Source organism: Streptomyces sp. So13.3 (assembly GCF_005860785.2).
Classification (GTDB): domain Bacteria; phylum Actinomycetota; class Actinomycetes; order Streptomycetales; family Streptomycetaceae; genus Actinacidiphila; species Actinacidiphila fildesensis.
This window is the reverse complement of the sequence record NZ_CP048835.1, coordinates 1-16,873: the sequence shown is the minus strand read 5'-3', so window position 1 is coordinate 16,873 and position 16,873 is coordinate 1. Positions and strand designations below refer to the sequence as shown.

Sequence of the window (16,873 nt, the reverse complement as noted above, 5' to 3'; positions counted from 1 at the left end):
CCGGGAAGTCTGGTCGGCGATCGCTTTGGCGATCCTTCTGCCGATCCAGGGAGCTTCCTGTGGTACTTGTCGCGGTGTTCGGTGTCGCCCTGCTGATAGCGGTACTGGTGTCCGGCCTTGCCGCCCGCTCCGTTCTCTCCACGTCCTTGCTGTTCCTGCTCGCCGGCGCCGCTGTCGGTGACGGTGCGCTGGGCTTGGTTCACATCACCCCGGACAGCCCCTTGGTGACCGCGACCGCGGACCTGGCGCTGTTCACGGTGCTGTTCACCGACGGCATGCACGTCTCCTTCCCCAGCCTGCGCAGCGCGTGGCGCACCCCCGCGCGTGCCTTGGGTATCGGGATGCCGTTGGCATTCGCGGGTGTGGCCGTGCTGACGCACTATCTGGTGGGGCTGGACTGGACGACGTCGTTGTTGGTGGGTGCGGTGCTGTCACCGACCGATCCGGTGTTCGCCTCGGCGATCGTGGGCCGCAAAGAGGTGCCGGCCCGGCTGCGGCAGTTGCTGAACGTCGAGTCGGGGCTCAATGACGGGCTGGCGCTTCCGGTGGTCCTGGTCCTGATCACCGCCGCCGGCCCGTTGCACGCCGAAGGCAACGGTTCGTTGGGCGTGGTGGGCCTGGAGCTGGCCGGCGGTCTCGCGCTGGGTGTGGTGGTGCCGTTGCTGGTCACGGCCGTGGTGCGGCTTCCGGGGCTGGGTGCGGAGCCGCGTCTGCAGCCGCTGGGGCCGCTCGCGGTCGGCATCGTGCTGTATGCGGCCTGTCACCTGACCGGCGCCAACCCCTACCTGGCGGCTTTCGCTGCCGGGGCGGTGCTGGCCTCGTGCGCTCCGCAGAGCGCCCACGCTTTTGAGCTGCTGGGCGAGGCGTTGGCGGAGTTGAGCAAGTTCGCCGCGCTGCTGGTCTTCGGGGCGCTGCTGACTCCGGCTTTGTTCGGGGGGCTGTCGGTGGGCGGGTATGTGGTGGTGGTTTTGGCGATCGTGCTGGTTCGCCCGGCCTCGCTGCTGATCTCCCTGCTGGGCACGGGTATCGATCGCCGGGAGCGGTGGGTGGCGGCCTGGTTCGGCCCCAAGGGCTTCGCTTCGGTGGTCTACGGGCTGCTGGTGCTGCAGGCGGGCATTCCCGAGGGCGAGCAGGCGTACACGCTGATCGCGGTGTGTATCGCGGTGCACTCCAGCAGTGATGTCCCCATCGCCCGCGTCTTCCACGTCGACGACCTGATCGGCATCCCGGACGACGAGGACGACACCACGGCCGATGTCGTGGAGGGCCGCGACCCACAGCCACAGGTTCCGGGGACGGCCGCCGGCCCGGAATCCGGTGCACAGGACGACACCGATCTCAAGAGCAAGGAGCTCCGACGTGCGCGCACGTGATCTGGCCGAGCCGTACCCCAGCGTCGGGGTCGGCGACGACGCGCTGGCCGCTGCACGACTGCTGGCCGAAGAACGCCTGCCGGCGGTACTGGTGCTGGACAGCAACGGGATGCCCGGTGCGATCCTGCCCGCCTCGCAACTGGTCCGCCTGCTGGTGCCGAACTACGTGCTGGAAGACCCCGCCTTGGCGGCCGTGATCGATGAGGCCCACGCCGACCGGCTGTGCCAGGCGCTGGCCGGTCGCACGGTCGGCCAGGTGCTGCCCACGGGCGCCACATTCCCGCCGGTCGCTGACGCCGAGGACACGGCGGTGGAGGTCGCCGCTCTGATGGCGACCTCCCGCAGCCCGCTGGTGGCCGTCGTCGAGCGCGCCGCCAAGGGCCAGGGGCGGGACCATCTGCTGGGGGTCATCACCGCCTCCCGTCTCCTCGAGCGTCTGTTGGGTGCGGTATGAACAACTGGCACGCCTGGGCAGCCCTGGCGGTCTTCGCCGGCGCCTACGTTCTGATCATCACCGAATGGGTGCACCGGGTCGCAGCCGCGTTGGGCGGCGCCGCGCTGATGCTCGCGTTGCGCGCCACGGACGCGGACGCCGCGTTCTTCTCCACCGGTTCCGGTATCGACTGGAACGTCATCTTCCTGCTGCTGGGCATGATGATGATCGTCGGTGTGCTGCGCCGCACGGGACTGTTCGAGTTTCTGGCGATCTGGGCGGTCAAACGCGCCCGCGCCAAGCCCTTCCGGGTGATGGTGATGCTGGTGGTCATCACCGCGGTGGCGTCCGCGCTACTGGACAACGTCACCACGGTGCTGCTGGTCGCCCCGGTCACGCTGTTGGTGTGCGAACGCTTGAACCTTCCTGTCGCCCCGTTCCTGATCGCCGAGGTGCTGGCCTCCAACATCGGCGGCATCGCCACCCTGGTCGGTGATCCGCCCAACATCATCATCGCCAGCCGGGCGGGCCTGAACTTCAACGACTTCCTCGTCCACCTCGCCCCGCTGGCCGTGATCCTGACCGCCGTGCTGGTGGGCATGTGCCGGTTCATGTTCCGCACGGCATTCGTCTACGACGAACACCGCGCCGCCGAGGTGATGGCGCTCAGCGAACGCGAAGCGATCCGCGACCGCCGGCTGCTCGCCCAGGGCCTGATCGTGCTCGGCCTGGTGGTGGCCGCGTTCGTGCTGCACCCGGTGCTGCACTACGAGCCCAGCGTCGTGGCCCTGCTCGGCGCCGGACTGCTGGTCGCCATCAGCCCGGTCAAGACCAACGACGTCCTGGCGGACGTGGAATGGCCCACCCTGGCCTTCTTCGCCGGCCTGTTCATCATGGTCGGCGCCCTGATCGAAACCGGCGTCATCACCGAAGTCTCCACCGCACTGGCCGACGCCACCGGCGGCAACCCGCTGGGCGCCACCATGCTGCTCCTCGGCGCCTCCGCGATCCTGTCCGGCATCGTCGACAACATCCCCTACGTCGCAACCATGGCCCCCATCACCGCCGACCTGGTCCACAGCGTCGGCGACCCCCACGGACCGGTCCTGTGGTGGGCTCTGGCCGCAGGCGCCGACCTGGGCGGCAACGCCACCGCCATCGGCGCCTCCGCCAACGTCGTCGTCCTAGGCATCGCCGAGCGCAACCGCACCCCCATCAGCTTTTGGACCTTCACCCGCTACGGCGCCCCCGTCGCCGCCGTCACCATCACCGTCTCCGCCCTCTACATATGGCTCCGCTACTTCGCCCTCGCCTGAACCCCTGCCCGCGACCTCAAGGGCAGCCACCGCGCTACTCCGGCCGGCACCCCGTCATCAGATCGCATCCACGACAGGCCCCCGATGAACCCCACCATCAACTGGACAGCCTTGGCCATCAGCAGTGCCGTCCTGCTGCCCCTGGGCATCCTGCTGCTCCTCGGCGTCCCGCTGCCGCGGCTGGCACCGCGTTTCACCCACCGCCGGATGCTGGGGGTGTGTGCGCTGCTGTACTACGGCGTCGTGGCCATCAACACCCTCCCGCGACTGGCCCATGTCAGCGACCGCGTCCTGATCTTCTGCACCGGCGCGGGCATAGCCATGGTCCTTGTGGCCCTGACCCTCACCGCCATCGCCAGCGCCGTACAACCCGGGTCCGCCCGTCCACGGCCCTGACCGGGCCCAGGTCAGTGCAATCCGACATAGCCAAGGGAGAGACCTCGATGCCGGAACGAGGATGGAAAGCATGGCGCGCAGCACGTGCCCTGCGCCGCAACGTGCACATCCACCGCAATGACCACGAGCGCGTCGTGGTGAGCCTGCACGGCGACATCAGCCACGACAACGCCCCACCGATCGGACAACTCCTGGCCCAACTCCTGCAGGCATCACCCGACGAGGCGCATCTGGACTTCGCGGAAATCTCGGCTCTGGGGACGGCGGCTGGCTCGCTGTTCTTCCCTCTCATGGCAGCCGCCCGCGAACACGGCACCACCCTCATCGTCCATCGCGCCAACCCACCTCTGCGCGCCAACCTCCGCGCACTCGGTCTGGACCGCGCGCTGTTCTACGACGACCAACCCGCCTGAACACCGCATCGGCACCATGACCACGCGCGGCGCGGCGCACACGTCAGCAGTGCTGGTGCGGAGCGAAGCGGCGTGAACCGCACACTGACCGACCTGGACGCGATCCAGATGAACGACAGCTCCAGCGTGACGCCAGCGGTGAACCACTTCCTGGCGAGGCCCAGACCATTCTCGCCCGCGACAACTCACTAGCTAGGCAAGTAGGTGCATGTTCAGCGATAGTGCACGCGTGAGTGATCGCTTCAGCTTGCTGACCTCGACTGTGGCGGTCCTGGTTAGCGTCATGCTGCTAACTGCTGCAATCCAGGCGACTCTCTCCGGAGGGTCCGCCTGGTGGATAGCTTGGGCCCTCATTTTGCAGATCACTACGATCTCGCAACTGACGCGTGCGAGTCTGCGGCGCCGTGGGACGCGCCGCCAGGACGGCTGATGTCATTCCAGGTCAGAGTGTGTTTGGTCATCGATGAAGGTGAGAGTGGCCGTCCGCTTCAGAGGTAGCCGGCTGTACCCACTGGTGCGGCGGCAACCGTGGAGCGCCGGCAGGTGTCCGGGCGACGACCAGCGGCCACAGCATGCGCCACCGCAACGACCTGCCACGATTTCCAGCAACTGCGACCGTGTCCGCCCGCGGCTAGCCATCCGCCTTCGTGCTGCTGCCGCCAACGCCGTTGGCCTGGCCGGACCTTGAGCCGACCGGGGGCAGTGGCGGCGGCGGGCCCGATTTGCTGGTCTCTCGACGGCGGTCCCGCCACTCGAGACCTTCGAACATCAGGAGTCCCAAGATGAACGTACCGACTCCCCCGATCACCAGACCTCGCGCGTGAACGCCGCTCTCCCATACGTTCAGGGCGTCGATCCATACGGCCATGAGCAGAGCCCTGCCAACATTGACCAGGCGCAACTCGCCACCCCCTCACATACTCCAGATCGCGTCCCGGCGGGTGAACCCCGCCAAGGTCTTCCCAACGCCGGGCCCTCACGCGCCAGAGGGCGAACAGGAGACCGCCAGGATGTCCTACTCCGAACTGTAGGCGCTCCCGGAACGCCGCCGACTGTGAGACGAGGCTTGCGCCTCGCTTCCGTGCGCCCTGGCCTTGGCCCGCCAGCGCGGAGGACGATGAGGACATGGGCGAGCACGAGCAGCATCACGGACATGTCCCCGAACCGGCGCGGGCGACACTGACCGTGGCCGGCACCCGCGAGATGACGGCCGGGCTGCGCGAGGCGATGGACGACGTCCGACGCTCCGTGGCGGTGCTCGCCACCCGGGTTCGCGCCGCGCACGCCGCCCGCATCTGGCTTCCCCACGGGCACAGCAGCTGGGAATCCTACTGCGGCGCGGAGTTCAGCATCAGCCGCGCCCAGGCGTACCGGCTGCTCGACGTCGCCACGCCCTGACCGCGATCCACGACGCCGTCACCGCTGGCTTTGTTCACGATTTCCGGCAGCGATTGTTCAGGGCTTCGGAAGGCACCCGGTTCGGGTCGAAGTCGATGTTCACGAGAATCGACAGCACCGTCTGTCTTTGGTGCAGCGGGCAGGCGAGGCGACGAGGTGGGGTCCCTTTAGGGTGGCCTGACGGGGGCCGGTTGTTCGATGCCGACCCGGCGAGGAGGGCGTCAGCGTGTCGGAATCGGAGCAGGGGCTGGCTGAGGTTCAGCGCGCGCACTGGCAGCAGATCTATGGCGAGCATCCCGGCATGTACGGCGAGGAGCCGTCCGAGCCGGCGGTCCGTGCCGCTGCGGTCTTCCGGGCCGCCGGTGCCCGCCAGGTACTGGAGCTGGGTGCCGGCCATGGCCGTGACGCGCTGTACTTCGCCCGCGAGGGTTTCTCCGTGATGGCCACCGACTTCAGTCCGGTGGGTCTGGATCAGCTGTGTGAGGCCGCCGCAGCCCAGGGCGTGGCCGGGCGGGCCACCACGGCGGTTCACGACGTCCGCCAGCCTCTGCCGCTCGCGGACGCCTCGGTGGATGCCGTGTTCGCGCACATGCTGCTCTGCATGGCGCTGTCCACCCAGGAGATCCACGCCCTGGTCGCCGAGGTGCGGCGGGTGCTGCGGCCGGGCGGAGCCTTCGTCTACACCGTCCGTCACACCGGGGATGCCCACTACCAGGCCGGTACCGGGCACGGAGACGACATTTGGGAGCACGGCGGCTTCGCCGTCCACTTCTTCCCCCGCGACCTGGTGGACGACCTCGCCAAGAGCTGGACTCTGGATGAGGTCGCCGCGTTCGAGGAAGGCGGCCTCCCCCGGAGGCTGTGGCGCGTCACCCAGACCGTCCCCCGGTGAGTACCGCCTGAACTCTCGGTGCTGTCCCATCTCGTGAACATTCCCGGCTCGCCAGAGCCCCTGAGCTCAGTCCGTCCTGGTGTCAAAACGCTGCCCGTTCTCGTGGACAAAGCCACACCGCCGACCCCAGAACGTCCCGCACGCGAGACAGCGAACCGGCCGCCGCGGCCGCGCTCGACTACGACCTGTCCCAACGCGCCCTGATCGCCATCTCCGGCAGTACCGGCGACGTCGCGGAGCTTGAAATCACCCGCCGCCTCGCTACGCTCGCCCGCACCGGCCTTCAGGTGCTCGATGAGCCCACCGTGCGCGCCGTGGTCCACCAGTCCGTCCGCAACATCCGCACCGCCCCCGCCGCCCGCCGGTCCGCCGGCGGATCCCGCACTCACCGAGCTGCGCCTCGTCGTCGACGACCTCGCCGCCACCACCCACCAGCTCGGGGAGCTGATGCTCGAAGTCGCCCCGGCGTACCTCTCCGACACCGTCGCGGCCGACGTCCTCACCCCGCTGTGCGAGCAGATCGGCGAGACCCTCGACAACGGCCTCGCCGCCCGCCGTTACGCGATGTCCGGTGACCGCCGCGCCCTGTACGGCACCGTCCTGTAGACCGCTCACCCCGGCGGTCCTGTGTGGCACACAGCCCGTTTCCCCAGGTTGGCGAGGCGCGCTGTGAGGGTGCGAGGTGTGAGGCGATGGCCTTCGGCACCGGGGTGCCGCTGCTCCTGGCTGTGCTGCTCGCGGTGGTGTGGAGCGGGCTGCTGCTCGATGGGTAGCGGGGGTGGTGGCGGTGGTTGGCGGGTTACTGCTCGTGGTCCTGGTGGTGGTTGTCGGGTTGCAGCACGGTGGTGTCGTGGGTGCAGCGCAGCATTTGCCTGGGTCAGGCGGCACACGGGTGCTGCACGGGTAGCAGGCCGGCCCCGGCCGTTGCAGCACGGCCAGCCCCTGCACGCTGCTCGGGCCGTGCTGCTTCTGGCCGGTGCCTGCTGCTCCGGGGCCAGGGGGCAGTACCTCGGACCCGTTTCGGCGGCTGCGGAACATAGCGGAGCTGTGATGTTACGCAGGAGATCCATGCGCAGTTGGCGCATACATTGCCCTCGGTCCGAGAGGCCGCTGATTGTTCTGCTCCTCCAGAACAAACCGGTTCACCTGGTGCTACCGCTCGGCCGCGTCTCGTGGCCGGGCAGCGTGGTGGAGCGCCTCGCGTTTGTTCTGCTCCTCCAGAACAAACCGGTTTACCTAGTGCTACCGGCTCAGGTGCGGGCGGGCACGAAGAAGGCGCCGCACGGAGAGTGCGGCGCCTTGGGGTCTTCGCGGGGCCAGGAGCCCGCTGGGCGGCCTACGAGGGCCGCGGTAGGGTGCTCAGCCGGTGGGGGCGAGGTTGGCCATCTGGGCGGCGAAGCGGGCCCGTCGCTGTTCGGTGAAGCGGCCGGGTTCGGCGGCCTTGATCTCCGGGACCTTCATGACGGGGGAGGAGACCGCGCCGCCGGTCAGCAGCGGGTGGAGCTGGTAGAGGCCATCCTCGAGGCTCCAGGCGAGTCCGCACTCGCGGAGTTCCTTGAAGCCGCGGTTCACGGTCGGCTTGCTCGCGCCTAGCTCGGTGCACATCTCGTTCTGGCTGATCGAAGCGGTGCCGGTATCCGGGTCGCTGAGGTACAGCAGCTGGTCCAGGACGCGGCGGCCGGCGGTGGAGACGTCGACCAGGGCCAGGAGGCGCAGGACGTCACGGGGGATCGTGACGGGGGCCTCCGTGGGAGGGCTGGGTACGTAAAAGCTGCTCACGGAGCCTCACCACTTCCGATCAGGTCGGGACGCTGTACCGAGGATATGCCGGGCGAGGTCATGCGCTCGCCTTGCGTACGGGACGCCGCTGCCGCAGGGTGACGACCTTCTCCTTGCGGCGGGCGGACTCGGCGGCCTTCTTCTCGGCCTCGCGCAGCTGACGCCACTCGGTGGGGTAGTCGGCGTGCGGGATGACGCAGGCCGGGCCCTTGGCCCCGTTCCAGAGCGCCTGCCACTTCTCCTGCTCGCCGGAGGTGCCGGCCACCGTCAGCCACGGGTTCAGCTGGAGGATGCCGCGCTTGGCGGTGCGCTGCCAGCCGATGTGCGTGAAGAACTGGCTGGCCTCGTTCACGGAGGCCGCCGACAGGTTGCACCGGGCCTGGAGGTCGCGCTGGTTGGTCTTCACGAAGCCGCGGGCGGCTTCCCGGAGCTGGTCGTCGGCGCGGTTCGCGTTCTGCAGCGCCACCTGCTTGCACCAGACCTGGAACCAGGAGCCGGGCATCTTGAGGCTGCCGAGTACGTCCATCAGCAGCCGGGCATCCAGCACGTAGCCGCTGCACCCCGCGCTCGCGGCGAACTCGCGGCCCTGGATCTTCTCCACGCCCAGGATCAAGCCGCCCTTGCCGTCCGACCGCGCAACCACGCGCTCGCCGGGGCGGACTGCGATGTGCCGCTTTGGTGTCAGTGGGGTGGTGTCAGTGACGGCACGTCAGATGCTGGTCTTTGTGCTGGTAGCGGTGGGTGTGGTGGTTTGGTTCGCTGACGCGGGGCGGTACATGCGGTGGGTTTTGGTGTCATGGGGTGGTACACCGTGCCCTGCTCCGCTGTCATGGGAACGGCACTTCTGATCGTCCGGGGGGTGTGCGGCCTGCACCGTGGTCGGTGTCGGTGTCCGCGGGCGGGAGGGTTGGTTGGTGGGGGAGCGGGGCGGATGGGGTGAGGTGGCTGCCGGGTTAGGGGTGGCCAGGCCGGTGCTGGTGGCGCGGCTGCTGGAGCTGGACGCGGCCGGGGCGTTGACGTCGGCGCATGTGCGTGCGGGGGCCCAGGTCGGCGGGGTGAACGTGCGGACGGTATGGCGGTGGCTGGAGGCGGCGCGGACCGAGGGCCGTGTGGAGCGCAGGCCGCGGCCGCGCCTTGAGTTGTCCGATCGGGACTGGGAGGTGTTGGCACAGGCGGGCGGGAACGTGGCGGTACTGCACCGGCATCTCAAGGGCGCTGCGGACGGGTGTGAGGTGCCGTCGCTTGCCTCGCTGTACCGGGTGGTGCGCCGGGACGTGGAGGCCGGCCGGGTGTTGCCGGACCGGGCGTTGGTGAGGCGTGCCCGGGAGGAAGGGGACATGCGGCAGGCGCTGGCCGACCTCGCCCTGGCGGCGAGCGGTGGGAGCGCCGCACCGGATGGTGCTGCGCGCCGTCGGCCGAACTGGCGTCGCGCGCCGCCCGCGGGCCGGGCGTCGGGGGGGGGCGGTGGTGGTGGCGGGGTGGTGGTGGTGCTGGGCCGGGGCCCGGTGGCGGGACGCCGCCGGTGCGGGCGGTGGCTGAGGCGATCGGGCAGGCGATGGCGGCCGAGGGCGCCGTGTGCGTGTTCGGCGACCCGGGCCGGGGCAAGACCGCGGCCGTGCGGATGGCGCTCGCCGAGCCGCCCGCGGGCTGGAAGGCGACGTGGGTGCCGGTACCGGTGCGCCCGTCGGTGGCCGGCATGAGACGGGCGGTGTTCGAAGCGTTGGGACTGCCGGGCCGGTTCCCGCACACCTCGGCGCTGGCGGATGCCGCGGTCGCGGAGGCGTTGGGACAGGCGCGGGTGCTGGTGCTCGACGAGGCGCAGCGACTGCCGGGACCGTGCCTGGAGTATGTGCAGAGCCTGTGGGACCACCCCGGCACACGGATCACCCTGGTGCTGTGCGGGGCGGGCAGTGAGCGGGCGCTGGCCCGACTGCCACAGTTGGCGTCCCGGGTCGGCGCATGGCAGGAGGTTCCGCGTCTGACCGGAGCGCAGGCGGCGACCGCGGTGACCGGTTTCCATCCGCTGTGGGGCACCGTGGCGGCCGCTGATCTGGCGTGGATCGACCGCTCATGCGCGCACGGCACGTTCCGCACGTGGGCCGCTTTGACCACGCATCTGCAGAACGCACTGCTCACCGTCGCCGATGCGGCCGTGGACCGGGCGTTGCTGCGGCGGCTGTTCCAGCGGATCGCGCCGCCACAGTGAGCGGACCGCTTCCACCACCGGTGGCGGCCGACGTGGCCCGAACCGTATCGCACGGGGGAGCGGGCGCGGGGGAGACCGGTGACGCCGCCCGTGCGACCACCGGCGGTGGACTGCCGGCGGCGTCGAGGACAGCGCTGCGGGGCCCGGCGGTGCGGCGGCTGCTTGCTCTGCGTGCTTCGGGCGCACTGACGGCCGGCCACGTGCGCGTGGCTGCGGACGCGCTGGGGGTGAGCGAGCGCACCGTGTGGCGGTGGTTGGCCGCTGCCGGGCGCGACGAGGCCGCGGCCGTTGAGCCGGGCGCCCGTGCCCAGTCGGGGGAGAGGTTCACTATCACGCCCGAGGTTCGTGGGCTGCTGGCCCTGTGGAAGGGGAACGTGGCTGCGGTCCACCGCGAGCTCACCGCACGGGCCGCCCGGCAGTCCCCGCCCGGTTGCGTGCCGTCGCTGACGACACTGCACCGGGCGCTCCAGCGGGATTTGGATCCGGGGGAGCGGGCCGGGCTTGCGGGTGGCGAGCGGGCGGCGCGTAAGCACGATGTGTTCCTGTCCCGGCCGCGGGGCTGGCGCAACCAGGTGTGGGAGACCGACCACGTCCAGGCCCCGTTGCTGGTCGATGTGGAGGGGACCGCGCGGCGGCCCTGGATCACGTGGTTCACCGACTGCGCGACGAACGCGATCACCGGGCTGGCGGTGAGCCCGGGGTATCCGTCGCGGGAATCGGTGCTGGCCGCCTTGCGCTCCGCGGTGCTGCGCGAGGACCCTTACGGTCCGTTCGGCGGGCGGCCGGAAAAGGTCCGCATGGACCGCGGCAAAGACTTCCTGTCCGCCATGGTGATGACTGCCCTCGACCTCCTGGACGTGGGCGTGGAGGACCTGCCCGCCTACACCCCGCACCTCAAGGGCACCGTCGAGGGCCTCAACCGGGCAGTGGAAAGCATGTTCCTGGCCGCGCTGCCCGGCTACGCCCGCCAGCCCCGCCCCGGCAAACGCCCCTCCCGGCCCAGGGACGAGATTCTGCTGGGCTTCGAGGAGTTCACCGCCCGGCTGCTGGAGTGGGTGCAGTGGTGGAACACCTCCCACCGGCCGGCGCCGTTGGGCGGGAAGACCCCGTTGGAGGCGTGGCAGGCCGATCCCACTCCACTGCGGGACGTGCCGGCCACCGATGTGTGGACTTTCACCCTGGAGGACGCCGGCACCCGCACACTCACCACGCGCGGGATCCGCTTCCGCACACGCGACTATGTCGCCGCGTGGATGACCGGCAAGACCGGCATCCGGGTCCAGGTGCGCTACATGCCCCACCACGACCACCGCATCGAGATCTTCGACCCCGTCACCGGCCGCTACCTCGGCCCCGCAGACCTGGCCGACCAGGCCACCGAGGAGCAGGTCAGCGCCGTACGCCGGGTGCGGGCCGCGCGCACCCGTCGTCTGAGGAAAGACCTCGAAGCATCCCAGCGCGAGCGCTACGCCGCCGCCACCGAACCCGGGCCGCCCCGGCGTCTGGGCACCCTCAGCGCCGCCGAGGCCAGTCGACAGCTCGCTCAGGCCACCGAGTCGGACCTGTCGCAGCTGGCGCTGCCTGATCTGATCCCGCCCGCTGCGCCGCCGCTCGACTGGCGGACCCCGCCATCTCTCGCCACCCGCGCCGCGCCGGGGCTGCCCGCGGCGACCACAACCGACCCCGATCCCGCCCCCGATGGTCCGCCCGCCCATCCGCCCCATCGCACCGGAGACGCCCCGTGACCGCGGCCACCTACCAGTACGTCGACCTGCCCGACGCCTCCGTGGTCACCACCCGCGCCCTGCTCACTGCCCGGGAGAACATCACCGACACCGTCGCCGCGCGGGCCATGATGTGCATCCACGGCGGTGCCGGCTTCGGCAAGACCCTTGCCGTCAACACCTGCCTGCGCGAACTCGAACCCGGCGAGGACGTCCGCAAGATCACCTTCCGGGCCCGGCCCACGGCCCGCGCGGTGCGCTACGAACTGTTCACCGCGCTCGATCTGGCCGGTGAACCACCGCGCCACCCGAGCGAGTTCGACCGGCTGCTGAAGACCGCGCTGGCCGAACGCCCCCGCACGTTCCTGGTGGACGAGGCGCAGTGGCTCAACGGGGAGGCGTTCGAATATTTCCGCTACCTGTGGGACGAACCCGCAACCCAGCTCGCGATCATCTTCGTCGGTGGTGCGGGCTGCCACACCGTGCTGCGTCGCGAGCCGATGCTGTCCTCCCGCGTCTTCATCTGGCAGCACTTCACCCGCCTCACCCCCGCCGAGGTCCTTGAGGTGATTCCGCTGTTCCACCCGGTCTGGGCCGACGCCGACCCCGACGACATCGCCTTCGCCGACCAGCACGCCGCGCACGGCAACTTCCGCGCGTGGGCGCAACTGACCGCCCATGCCCGTACCGCCCTGGCCCGCACGGGACGCTCCGTGGTGGATCAGGAACTGCTGCGCTGGGCCTTCAGCCGCCTCGCATGAACGCCACCCGCCGAGCCCCGCCGCCCGTCGCCCTGGTCATGGACCGGTACGACGACGTCGCCCACACTCACACCGCCCTGGCAGCCCACGATCCTGCCGTCGGCCGGATCACGCTGCACCCCGGACCGGGCACCACCAGCGACACCGCTCTCGCCCACGACCTCCTCGCAGCCCTGGGCAAACCGCCGTTACTGCCAGGCCGCTTCCCTGCAGGCCGACAGCCCGCGTGGGAGGCCGCCACCGCCTGGATCGCCGCCCTGCCTGCCGCCCGGCTCACCGTCCTGCGCGCCCACCGGCTCACCACACGCCGCCTCGATCGCCTCCTGCACCTACGCGACACCACCAGCATCCCCCTGACCCTGGTCTGCCACCGCCCCCACCTGACCATCGCGCTCCACCGGGCCCTGCACCCCGTGCCCCACACCGTCACCAGCGACCTGGATACCGCCCGCAGCCACTACTACGGCGGCACACCCGCAGCAACTGGCACCCAGCTCTCCGCGCAGACCCCGACCGCGTCTGCGGTCCGCTGGATGACCATCCCCGCCCTGGACCGCCTCGTCTCCTACGACAGCACCCAGTCCTGCACCGGCCCGTGCACGCCGGCACCGATCGACTGGCGCCACCGGCCGCCCCCACGCTCCCTCACCGAGGCAGCCGTACGCGAGATCACCCGCAGAATCCGCCAGGCAACCGCCCACCCCCGGCTGGCCGCCGCCCTTGCCACCACGCTGCTCACCCGCGCGTCGTTCCAGCAACTCCTCACCGTCCGCGCCGAAGACCTCGGCCCCGACGCGGCCACCCTCGCCTTCCACGACCCCGCCCGCTACACCGACGGCTGCGCCTCCCACCCGATCCCGGCATGGGCCCGCCCGTTCCTGAGCGCTGCGGCATCCTTCGCTGCTCTCACCGACAGCCAAGAGCTGCTGGCCCGCCAGGACGAACGCCCCCACATCCTGGCTCTGGCCGAGAACGCCAGACTGCGCCCACCCCAGCCCCCGCTCCCGCAGCCGACCGTCACCAGCGGCGTCATGTGGGACTGGGCGGAACGCGGGCAGGCCGAGCGCTATGAGACCCTGCTGTCCCGGCCCGGAAAGCCGTCCCGACCGCGCCGGTAGACCAATAGATCCGCACACAGCCTGCGGCGGACCCGACCTCCTCGACCACCGCCCCGGTCACCCGATGGTGAAGTCGGCGAACTCGACATCCGAGAAGGCCACCTGGAGCCCGTGGGCGCGCCCTCCTCCGTCACGGAAGTACGCATGCCCCAGCGAGCGGGCCAGGATGACCATCTGCTGCGCCTCGCCGGCACCGGCGTCCCGGGCGGCGAACAGCTCCCGCGCGACCGCGCCAGACAGCCGCTGGGTGATCAGCCGCCGACGCGGATCATCGGAGGAGCCGACTGCGGACGCGAACCCGAACCGCGCCCGGGTATGCAGACAGAAGCCGCGGGCCTCGGCATCCGCACGCAACCGCTCGCGAATCCGGGGCTGCCATCGCGCTCGGACGACATCCTCGATTACCTGCGCTTGCACAGGGCCCGGCTGGCGCCTCCCCGGGCCGGAGGTGACCCACCGCTGCACCGTACGCTGCGAGACCCCCAGAACAGGAGCCAGCCTCTTCGTGGATCCCTTCTCCGCTCTGAGCAGGAAGCCCAGGCGGGCACTGACACTGACTGGCAGTGGCCGGGTACGCAAGACCCGCTCTAATCCTTCGTCGATCTCGCCCAAGACCCCTCCCGATGCCCGTGTCGACTACCTACTGCTCCAGAGGTCCCACATTTCTGCTCCGCCCCGACCTGTTTCCGCGTACTCATGGCCGCGGTATCCGACTTCAGCTACCGCTGTGTGACTGCGCGCTTCAGTTGGCGAGTTGAGCATCTGCTGGGCCGGCCGCGCGGAGGCATGTCGGAGCCGGCTCGCCGCACGTCTACGCCTCAGAGCATCCGCTCGGCCGCCGCTGCCCGTGCTCGCAACGTGTCAGCCTCCTCGTGCTGCCCCTGAGCAGCCAGGATCCGGGCCCGGTACTCCATTGCATACCCGTCGCCCAGCTGCTCGGCGCGTAGGAACGCCTGCATGGCCCGCGCCAGGTCGCCACCATCCCGGAAGGCCACGCCCAGCGCAGTGATCGGGAACGCCTCGTCCTGCGCGAGGATCACTGGCGCCCAGCGCTCGACGCCGACCGCGTCGCCACGGCCGAACGCCTGCTTGACCAGGCCCAGCATGGCGTCCGGGTCGCCGAACGCCGCCGCCTTCTCCCAGGCCACCTGCGCGCGGTTCGCGTCACCGGCGGCCGCGTGCAACATGCCCAGGTTGTAGCCGGCAACCACGTTTCCGGCCGCCCATGCCCGGTCCCACCAGTGCAGCGCGCCGACCCGGTCGCCCTGCAGATGCAGGGCCGCCGCCAGGCTCACCATGGCCACATCATCGCCCACCTCTGCCGCAACCCTCAGGTCGGCCAGCTCCTCGTCCGATGGCATCTCGGCGCTGCCGACCGGCAGCCGGCCCGACACCAACTCCTCGACGGGCTCCGACCGCCGACGGAGCCACCAGGCCATCACAATCCACCCCGGTCGAACAGCCGCACCGATCCCCGGCACGCGGGCAAGCGAACATCTATCACCCGTCGATCATGCCAGCCGCGACCGTGAACGCTCAGCTCGCCAAGTTTCGCGCTCATTCGCCAACTGAAGAGCTACGTCCCACTGTGCCGAAGTTCAGTAGTTGTCACCGTCGGCACCGGATAGCCTGCGAAGGGAGCAGATCGAAGCAGTCGGACTGTCACCAGAGAGGCACTGCAGTTGTCACACGAGGTCGATGAGTGGGTCGTACGGGTACCGGCGCGCAGCCTGCCTCGCGAGGAACTCATCGCCATGCTTCGCGAACAGACCCCGGCATGCGGACCTGCCCGTGACGCCTTGATTGGCGGTGGCGCCTTCGATGTCTCGGACGGTCTGGTCCCCGCCAACCGGCACGCGGGTGTGTTCGCGATTCGAGTGCGCACGGCCGCTCGGCGCGGCCACACAATTGAGGGCCTTGCCGCCTCTGTCGACATCCTCCGGCAGGCTGGGGAAGAGCCGCTTCGTACCGGATCCATCGACTCCGTGGACAGATCGTCCGTGTTCACGATCTTCCTGAACTCTTCAGCGACGGAAGTGCTGGCCTGCGCAGGCGGACTCCGGCCCACCCCCCTGCAGGAGCCGACCGAAGTCCCCGAGTGACAACACGCCTGCCTTGGTGACACCTATCGTGCTTCGGCACACCCACGCTGCCGACGCCACAGCGTCACTCCGCGGCCTCAGTAGTCGAGGTCGAGGTAGTCGATGTCGTTGAGGGTGACGTCGGAGAGTCCTGTGGCGCGGCCTCCGCCGTCCTGGAAGTAGACCTCTTTGAATCCCTCGGCGATGATCCCCCGCATCTGCTGGTCGCTGGCGCCTGTGTTGCGGGCGTCGAACAGGCGTTGTGCGTAGGCCGGGGGGAGGTGCACGGTGAGCCGCCGGAATCTTCCGTCGTCGGTTGTGCCGACCGGTGCCGTGTACCCGAACCGTGCCCTCGTCTCCACCGTGACCCCAGTCGTGGCGGCGGCTTGCCGCTGCCGGCGCTTGCGGACCTGGGGCTGCCATCGCTGACGTACGGCGTTGTCGATCTTCGCGGCGATGTCCTTGGGTGGGTTCTTGCGGGCGCCGCGCCGGTAGCGGTTGACGGAGTCGGCGGTGATGCCGAGCTCCTGCGCGACGGCCTTCGCGGTTCCGAGCTGTTTGAGCAGGTAGTTGATGCGGGCCGGAAGGGTCTTGGGCGGCTGACGGGTGAAGGCTTCCCGGTCGGCGCGCTCGATGGCGGCCTCGATCTCGCCCATGGCCTACTCTCCTTCGTCCAGGACGGCGTCGCCGCCCTTGATGTGGCGGGCCGGGTTCAGACCCTTCTCCATCAGCTCGACCGCCCACAGCATCGACTGGACGCCCTCCAGTTTCGCCAGGCCGGGCGTAGCGCCGAGGCGGAACCCGCCGGGCTGCGGCTTGCCGGACGCCGCGTAGGGGAGGAAGTCCAGCGGGCTCTCGCCCGGTGAGGGGTAGACGACGCAGTCGGAGAGTACGGCGAGTGGGTACAGGCCGGTCATCTTGACCATGTTGTTGAGCTTGCGGTGCATGTTGACCCGCGCCTTGCTGATGACGGCGGCGCGGAA

General features: G+C 70.1%; 18 protein-coding genes and 1 pseudogene. 13 read left to right on the top strand and 6 right to left on the bottom strand.

All coding sequences use genetic code 11. The features are described 5' to 3' along the window. The first annotated feature begins 59 nt into the window (after positions 1-59). The 8 genes from C8250_RS00095 (at position 60) to C8250_RS00060 (ending at position 6,827) form a co-directional block, all read left to right on the top strand. The gene (locus C8250_RS00095; RefSeq protein WP_138359123.1) at positions 60-1,373 is read left to right on the top strand and encodes a cation:proton antiporter; all 1,314 of its coding nucleotides are present in this window, start codon (positions 60-62) and stop codon (positions 1,371-1,373) included. Further along, positions 1,360-1,827: a CBS domain-containing protein gene (locus C8250_RS00090; RefSeq protein ID WP_138359121.1), complete on the top strand. Its 468-nt coding sequence runs from the start codon at positions 1,360-1,362 to the stop codon at positions 1,825-1,827. Before C8250_RS00095 ends, C8250_RS00090 begins: the two co-directional genes overlap by 14 nt. Continuing rightward, a complete protein-coding gene (locus C8250_RS00085; RefSeq protein ID WP_138359119.1) occupies positions 1,824-3,122 on the top strand; it encodes an ArsB/NhaD family transporter in 1,299 nt (432 codons plus the stop codon). The genes C8250_RS00090 and C8250_RS00085 overlap by 4 nt, the downstream gene beginning before the upstream one ends. A gap of 84 nt (positions 3,123-3,206) precedes the next feature. Continuing rightward, a complete protein-coding gene (locus C8250_RS00080) occupies positions 3,207-3,518 on the top strand; it encodes a hypothetical protein (protein ID WP_187144655.1) in 312 nt (103 codons plus the stop codon). A 47-nt stretch (positions 3,519-3,565) separates the two neighbouring features. Beyond that, positions 3,566-3,931 carry an STAS domain-containing protein gene (locus C8250_RS00075; RefSeq protein ID WP_187144654.1) on the top strand — a complete coding sequence of 122 codons (366 nt, stop codon included), beginning with the start codon at positions 3,566-3,568 and terminating at the stop codon, positions 3,929-3,931. 1,125 nt (positions 3,932-5,056) lie between these two features. Beyond that, a complete protein-coding gene (locus tag C8250_RS00070; RefSeq protein ID WP_187145371.1) occupies positions 5,057-5,329 on the top strand; it encodes a hypothetical protein in 273 nt (90 codons plus the stop codon). A gap of 226 nt (positions 5,330-5,555) precedes the next feature. Then, on the top strand, positions 5,556-6,221 hold the full coding sequence (locus tag C8250_RS00065) for a class I SAM-dependent methyltransferase (protein ID WP_138359115.1): 666 nt from the start codon (positions 5,556-5,558) through the stop codon (positions 6,219-6,221). 294 nt (positions 6,222-6,515) lie between these two features. Then, complete coding sequence (locus C8250_RS00060; protein WP_187144652.1) at positions 6,516-6,827, top strand: hypothetical protein; 312 nt, start codon at positions 6,516-6,518, stop codon at positions 6,825-6,827. 753 nt (positions 6,828-7,580) lie between these two features. Here C8250_RS00060 and C8250_RS00055 read toward each other — a convergent pair. Continuing rightward, complete coding sequence (locus C8250_RS00055; protein WP_138359113.1) at positions 7,581-8,000, bottom strand: helix-turn-helix domain-containing protein; 420 nt, start codon at positions 7,998-8,000, stop codon at positions 7,581-7,583. Between the two features lie 58 nt (positions 8,001-8,058). Then, positions 8,059-8,643 carry a hypothetical protein gene (locus C8250_RS00050; RefSeq protein WP_244808910.1) on the bottom strand — a complete coding sequence of 195 codons (585 nt, stop codon included), beginning with the start codon at positions 8,641-8,643 and terminating at the stop codon, positions 8,059-8,061. Between the two features lie 888 nt (positions 8,644-9,531). Between C8250_RS00050 and C8250_RS43085 the strand changes: the two genes are divergently transcribed. The 4 genes from C8250_RS43085 to C8250_RS00030 are packed head-to-tail and all read left to right on the top strand — an operon-like array spanning position 9,532 to position 13,809. Next, positions 9,532-10,206 (top strand): ATP-binding protein, encoded by a 675-nt coding sequence (locus C8250_RS43085; protein WP_244808909.1) that lies wholly within the window; start codon positions 9,532-9,534, stop codon positions 10,204-10,206. A 32-nt stretch (positions 10,207-10,238) separates the two neighbouring features. Next, positions 10,239-11,951: a Mu transposase C-terminal domain-containing protein gene (locus tag C8250_RS00040; protein WP_244808908.1), complete on the top strand. Its 1,713-nt coding sequence runs from the start codon at positions 10,239-10,241 to the stop codon at positions 11,949-11,951. Next, on the top strand, positions 11,948-12,691 hold the full coding sequence (locus C8250_RS00035) for an ATP-binding protein (RefSeq protein WP_138359389.1): 744 nt from the start codon (positions 11,948-11,950) through the stop codon (positions 12,689-12,691). Before C8250_RS00040 ends, C8250_RS00035 begins: the two co-directional genes overlap by 4 nt. Further along, positions 12,688-13,809 (top strand): hypothetical protein, encoded by a 1,122-nt coding sequence (locus tag C8250_RS00030; protein ID WP_232486114.1) that lies wholly within the window; start codon positions 12,688-12,690, stop codon positions 13,807-13,809. Before C8250_RS00035 ends, C8250_RS00030 begins: the two co-directional genes overlap by 4 nt. Positions 13,810-13,866: 57 nt before the next feature. Here C8250_RS00030 and C8250_RS00025 read toward each other — a convergent pair whose 3' ends face one another. Then, positions 13,867-14,421, bottom strand: coding sequence for an XRE family transcriptional regulator (locus tag C8250_RS00025; RefSeq protein ID WP_138359391.1), 555 nt, complete (start codon positions 14,419-14,421; stop codon positions 13,867-13,869). A gap of 206 nt (positions 14,422-14,627) precedes the next feature. Continuing rightward, positions 14,628-15,248, bottom strand: coding sequence for a hypothetical protein (locus C8250_RS00020; protein WP_138359393.1), 621 nt, complete (start codon positions 15,246-15,248; stop codon positions 14,628-14,630). 315 nt (positions 15,249-15,563) lie between these two features. Between C8250_RS00020 and C8250_RS00015 the strand changes: the two genes are divergently transcribed. Further along, complete coding sequence (locus tag C8250_RS00015; RefSeq protein WP_232486115.1) at positions 15,564-15,911, top strand: hypothetical protein; 348 nt, start codon at positions 15,564-15,566, stop codon at positions 15,909-15,911. Between the two features lie 77 nt (positions 15,912-15,988). Here the strand turns inward: C8250_RS00015 and C8250_RS00010 are convergent, their stop codons facing one another. Beyond that, positions 15,989-16,546, bottom strand: coding sequence for a helix-turn-helix transcriptional regulator (locus C8250_RS00010; RefSeq protein ID WP_138359395.1), 558 nt, complete (start codon positions 16,544-16,546; stop codon positions 15,989-15,991). 3 nt (positions 16,547-16,549) lie between these two features. After that, positions 16,550-16,873 (bottom strand): annotated as a pseudogene (locus C8250_RS00005) (transcriptional regulator); the annotation flags it as partial.

What these genes read in the sequence shown, in the direction of transcription:
- C8250_RS00060 (WP_187144652.1), top strand. Translation starts at nt 6,516, where the DNA reads ATGAGCCCACCGTGCGCGCCGTGGTCCACCAGTCCGTCCGCAACATCC.
- C8250_RS00030 (WP_232486114.1), top strand. Translation starts at nt 12,688, where the DNA reads ATGAACGCCACCCGCCGAGCCCCGCCGCCCGTCGCCCTGGTCATGGAC.
- C8250_RS00010 (WP_138359395.1), bottom strand. Translation starts at nt 16,546, where the DNA reads ATGGGCGAGATCGAGGCCGCCATCGAGCGCGCCGACCGGGAAGCCTTC.
- C8250_RS00020 (WP_138359393.1), bottom strand. Translation starts at nt 15,248, where the DNA reads ATGGCCTGGTGGCTCCGTCGGCGGTCGGAGCCCGTCGAGGAGTTGGTG.
- C8250_RS00015 (WP_232486115.1), top strand. Translation starts at nt 15,564, where the DNA reads ATGCTTCGCGAACAGACCCCGGCATGCGGACCTGCCCGTGACGCCTTG.
- C8250_RS00085 (WP_138359119.1), top strand. Translation starts at nt 1,824, where the DNA reads ATGAACAACTGGCACGCCTGGGCAGCCCTGGCGGTCTTCGCCGGCGCC.
- C8250_RS00070 (WP_187145371.1), top strand. Translation starts at nt 5,057, where the DNA reads ATGGGCGAGCACGAGCAGCATCACGGACATGTCCCCGAACCGGCGCGG.
- C8250_RS00075 (WP_187144654.1), top strand. Translation starts at nt 3,566, where the DNA reads ATGCCGGAACGAGGATGGAAAGCATGGCGCGCAGCACGTGCCCTGCGC.
- C8250_RS00080 (WP_187144655.1), top strand. Translation starts at nt 3,207, where the DNA reads ATGAACCCCACCATCAACTGGACAGCCTTGGCCATCAGCAGTGCCGTC.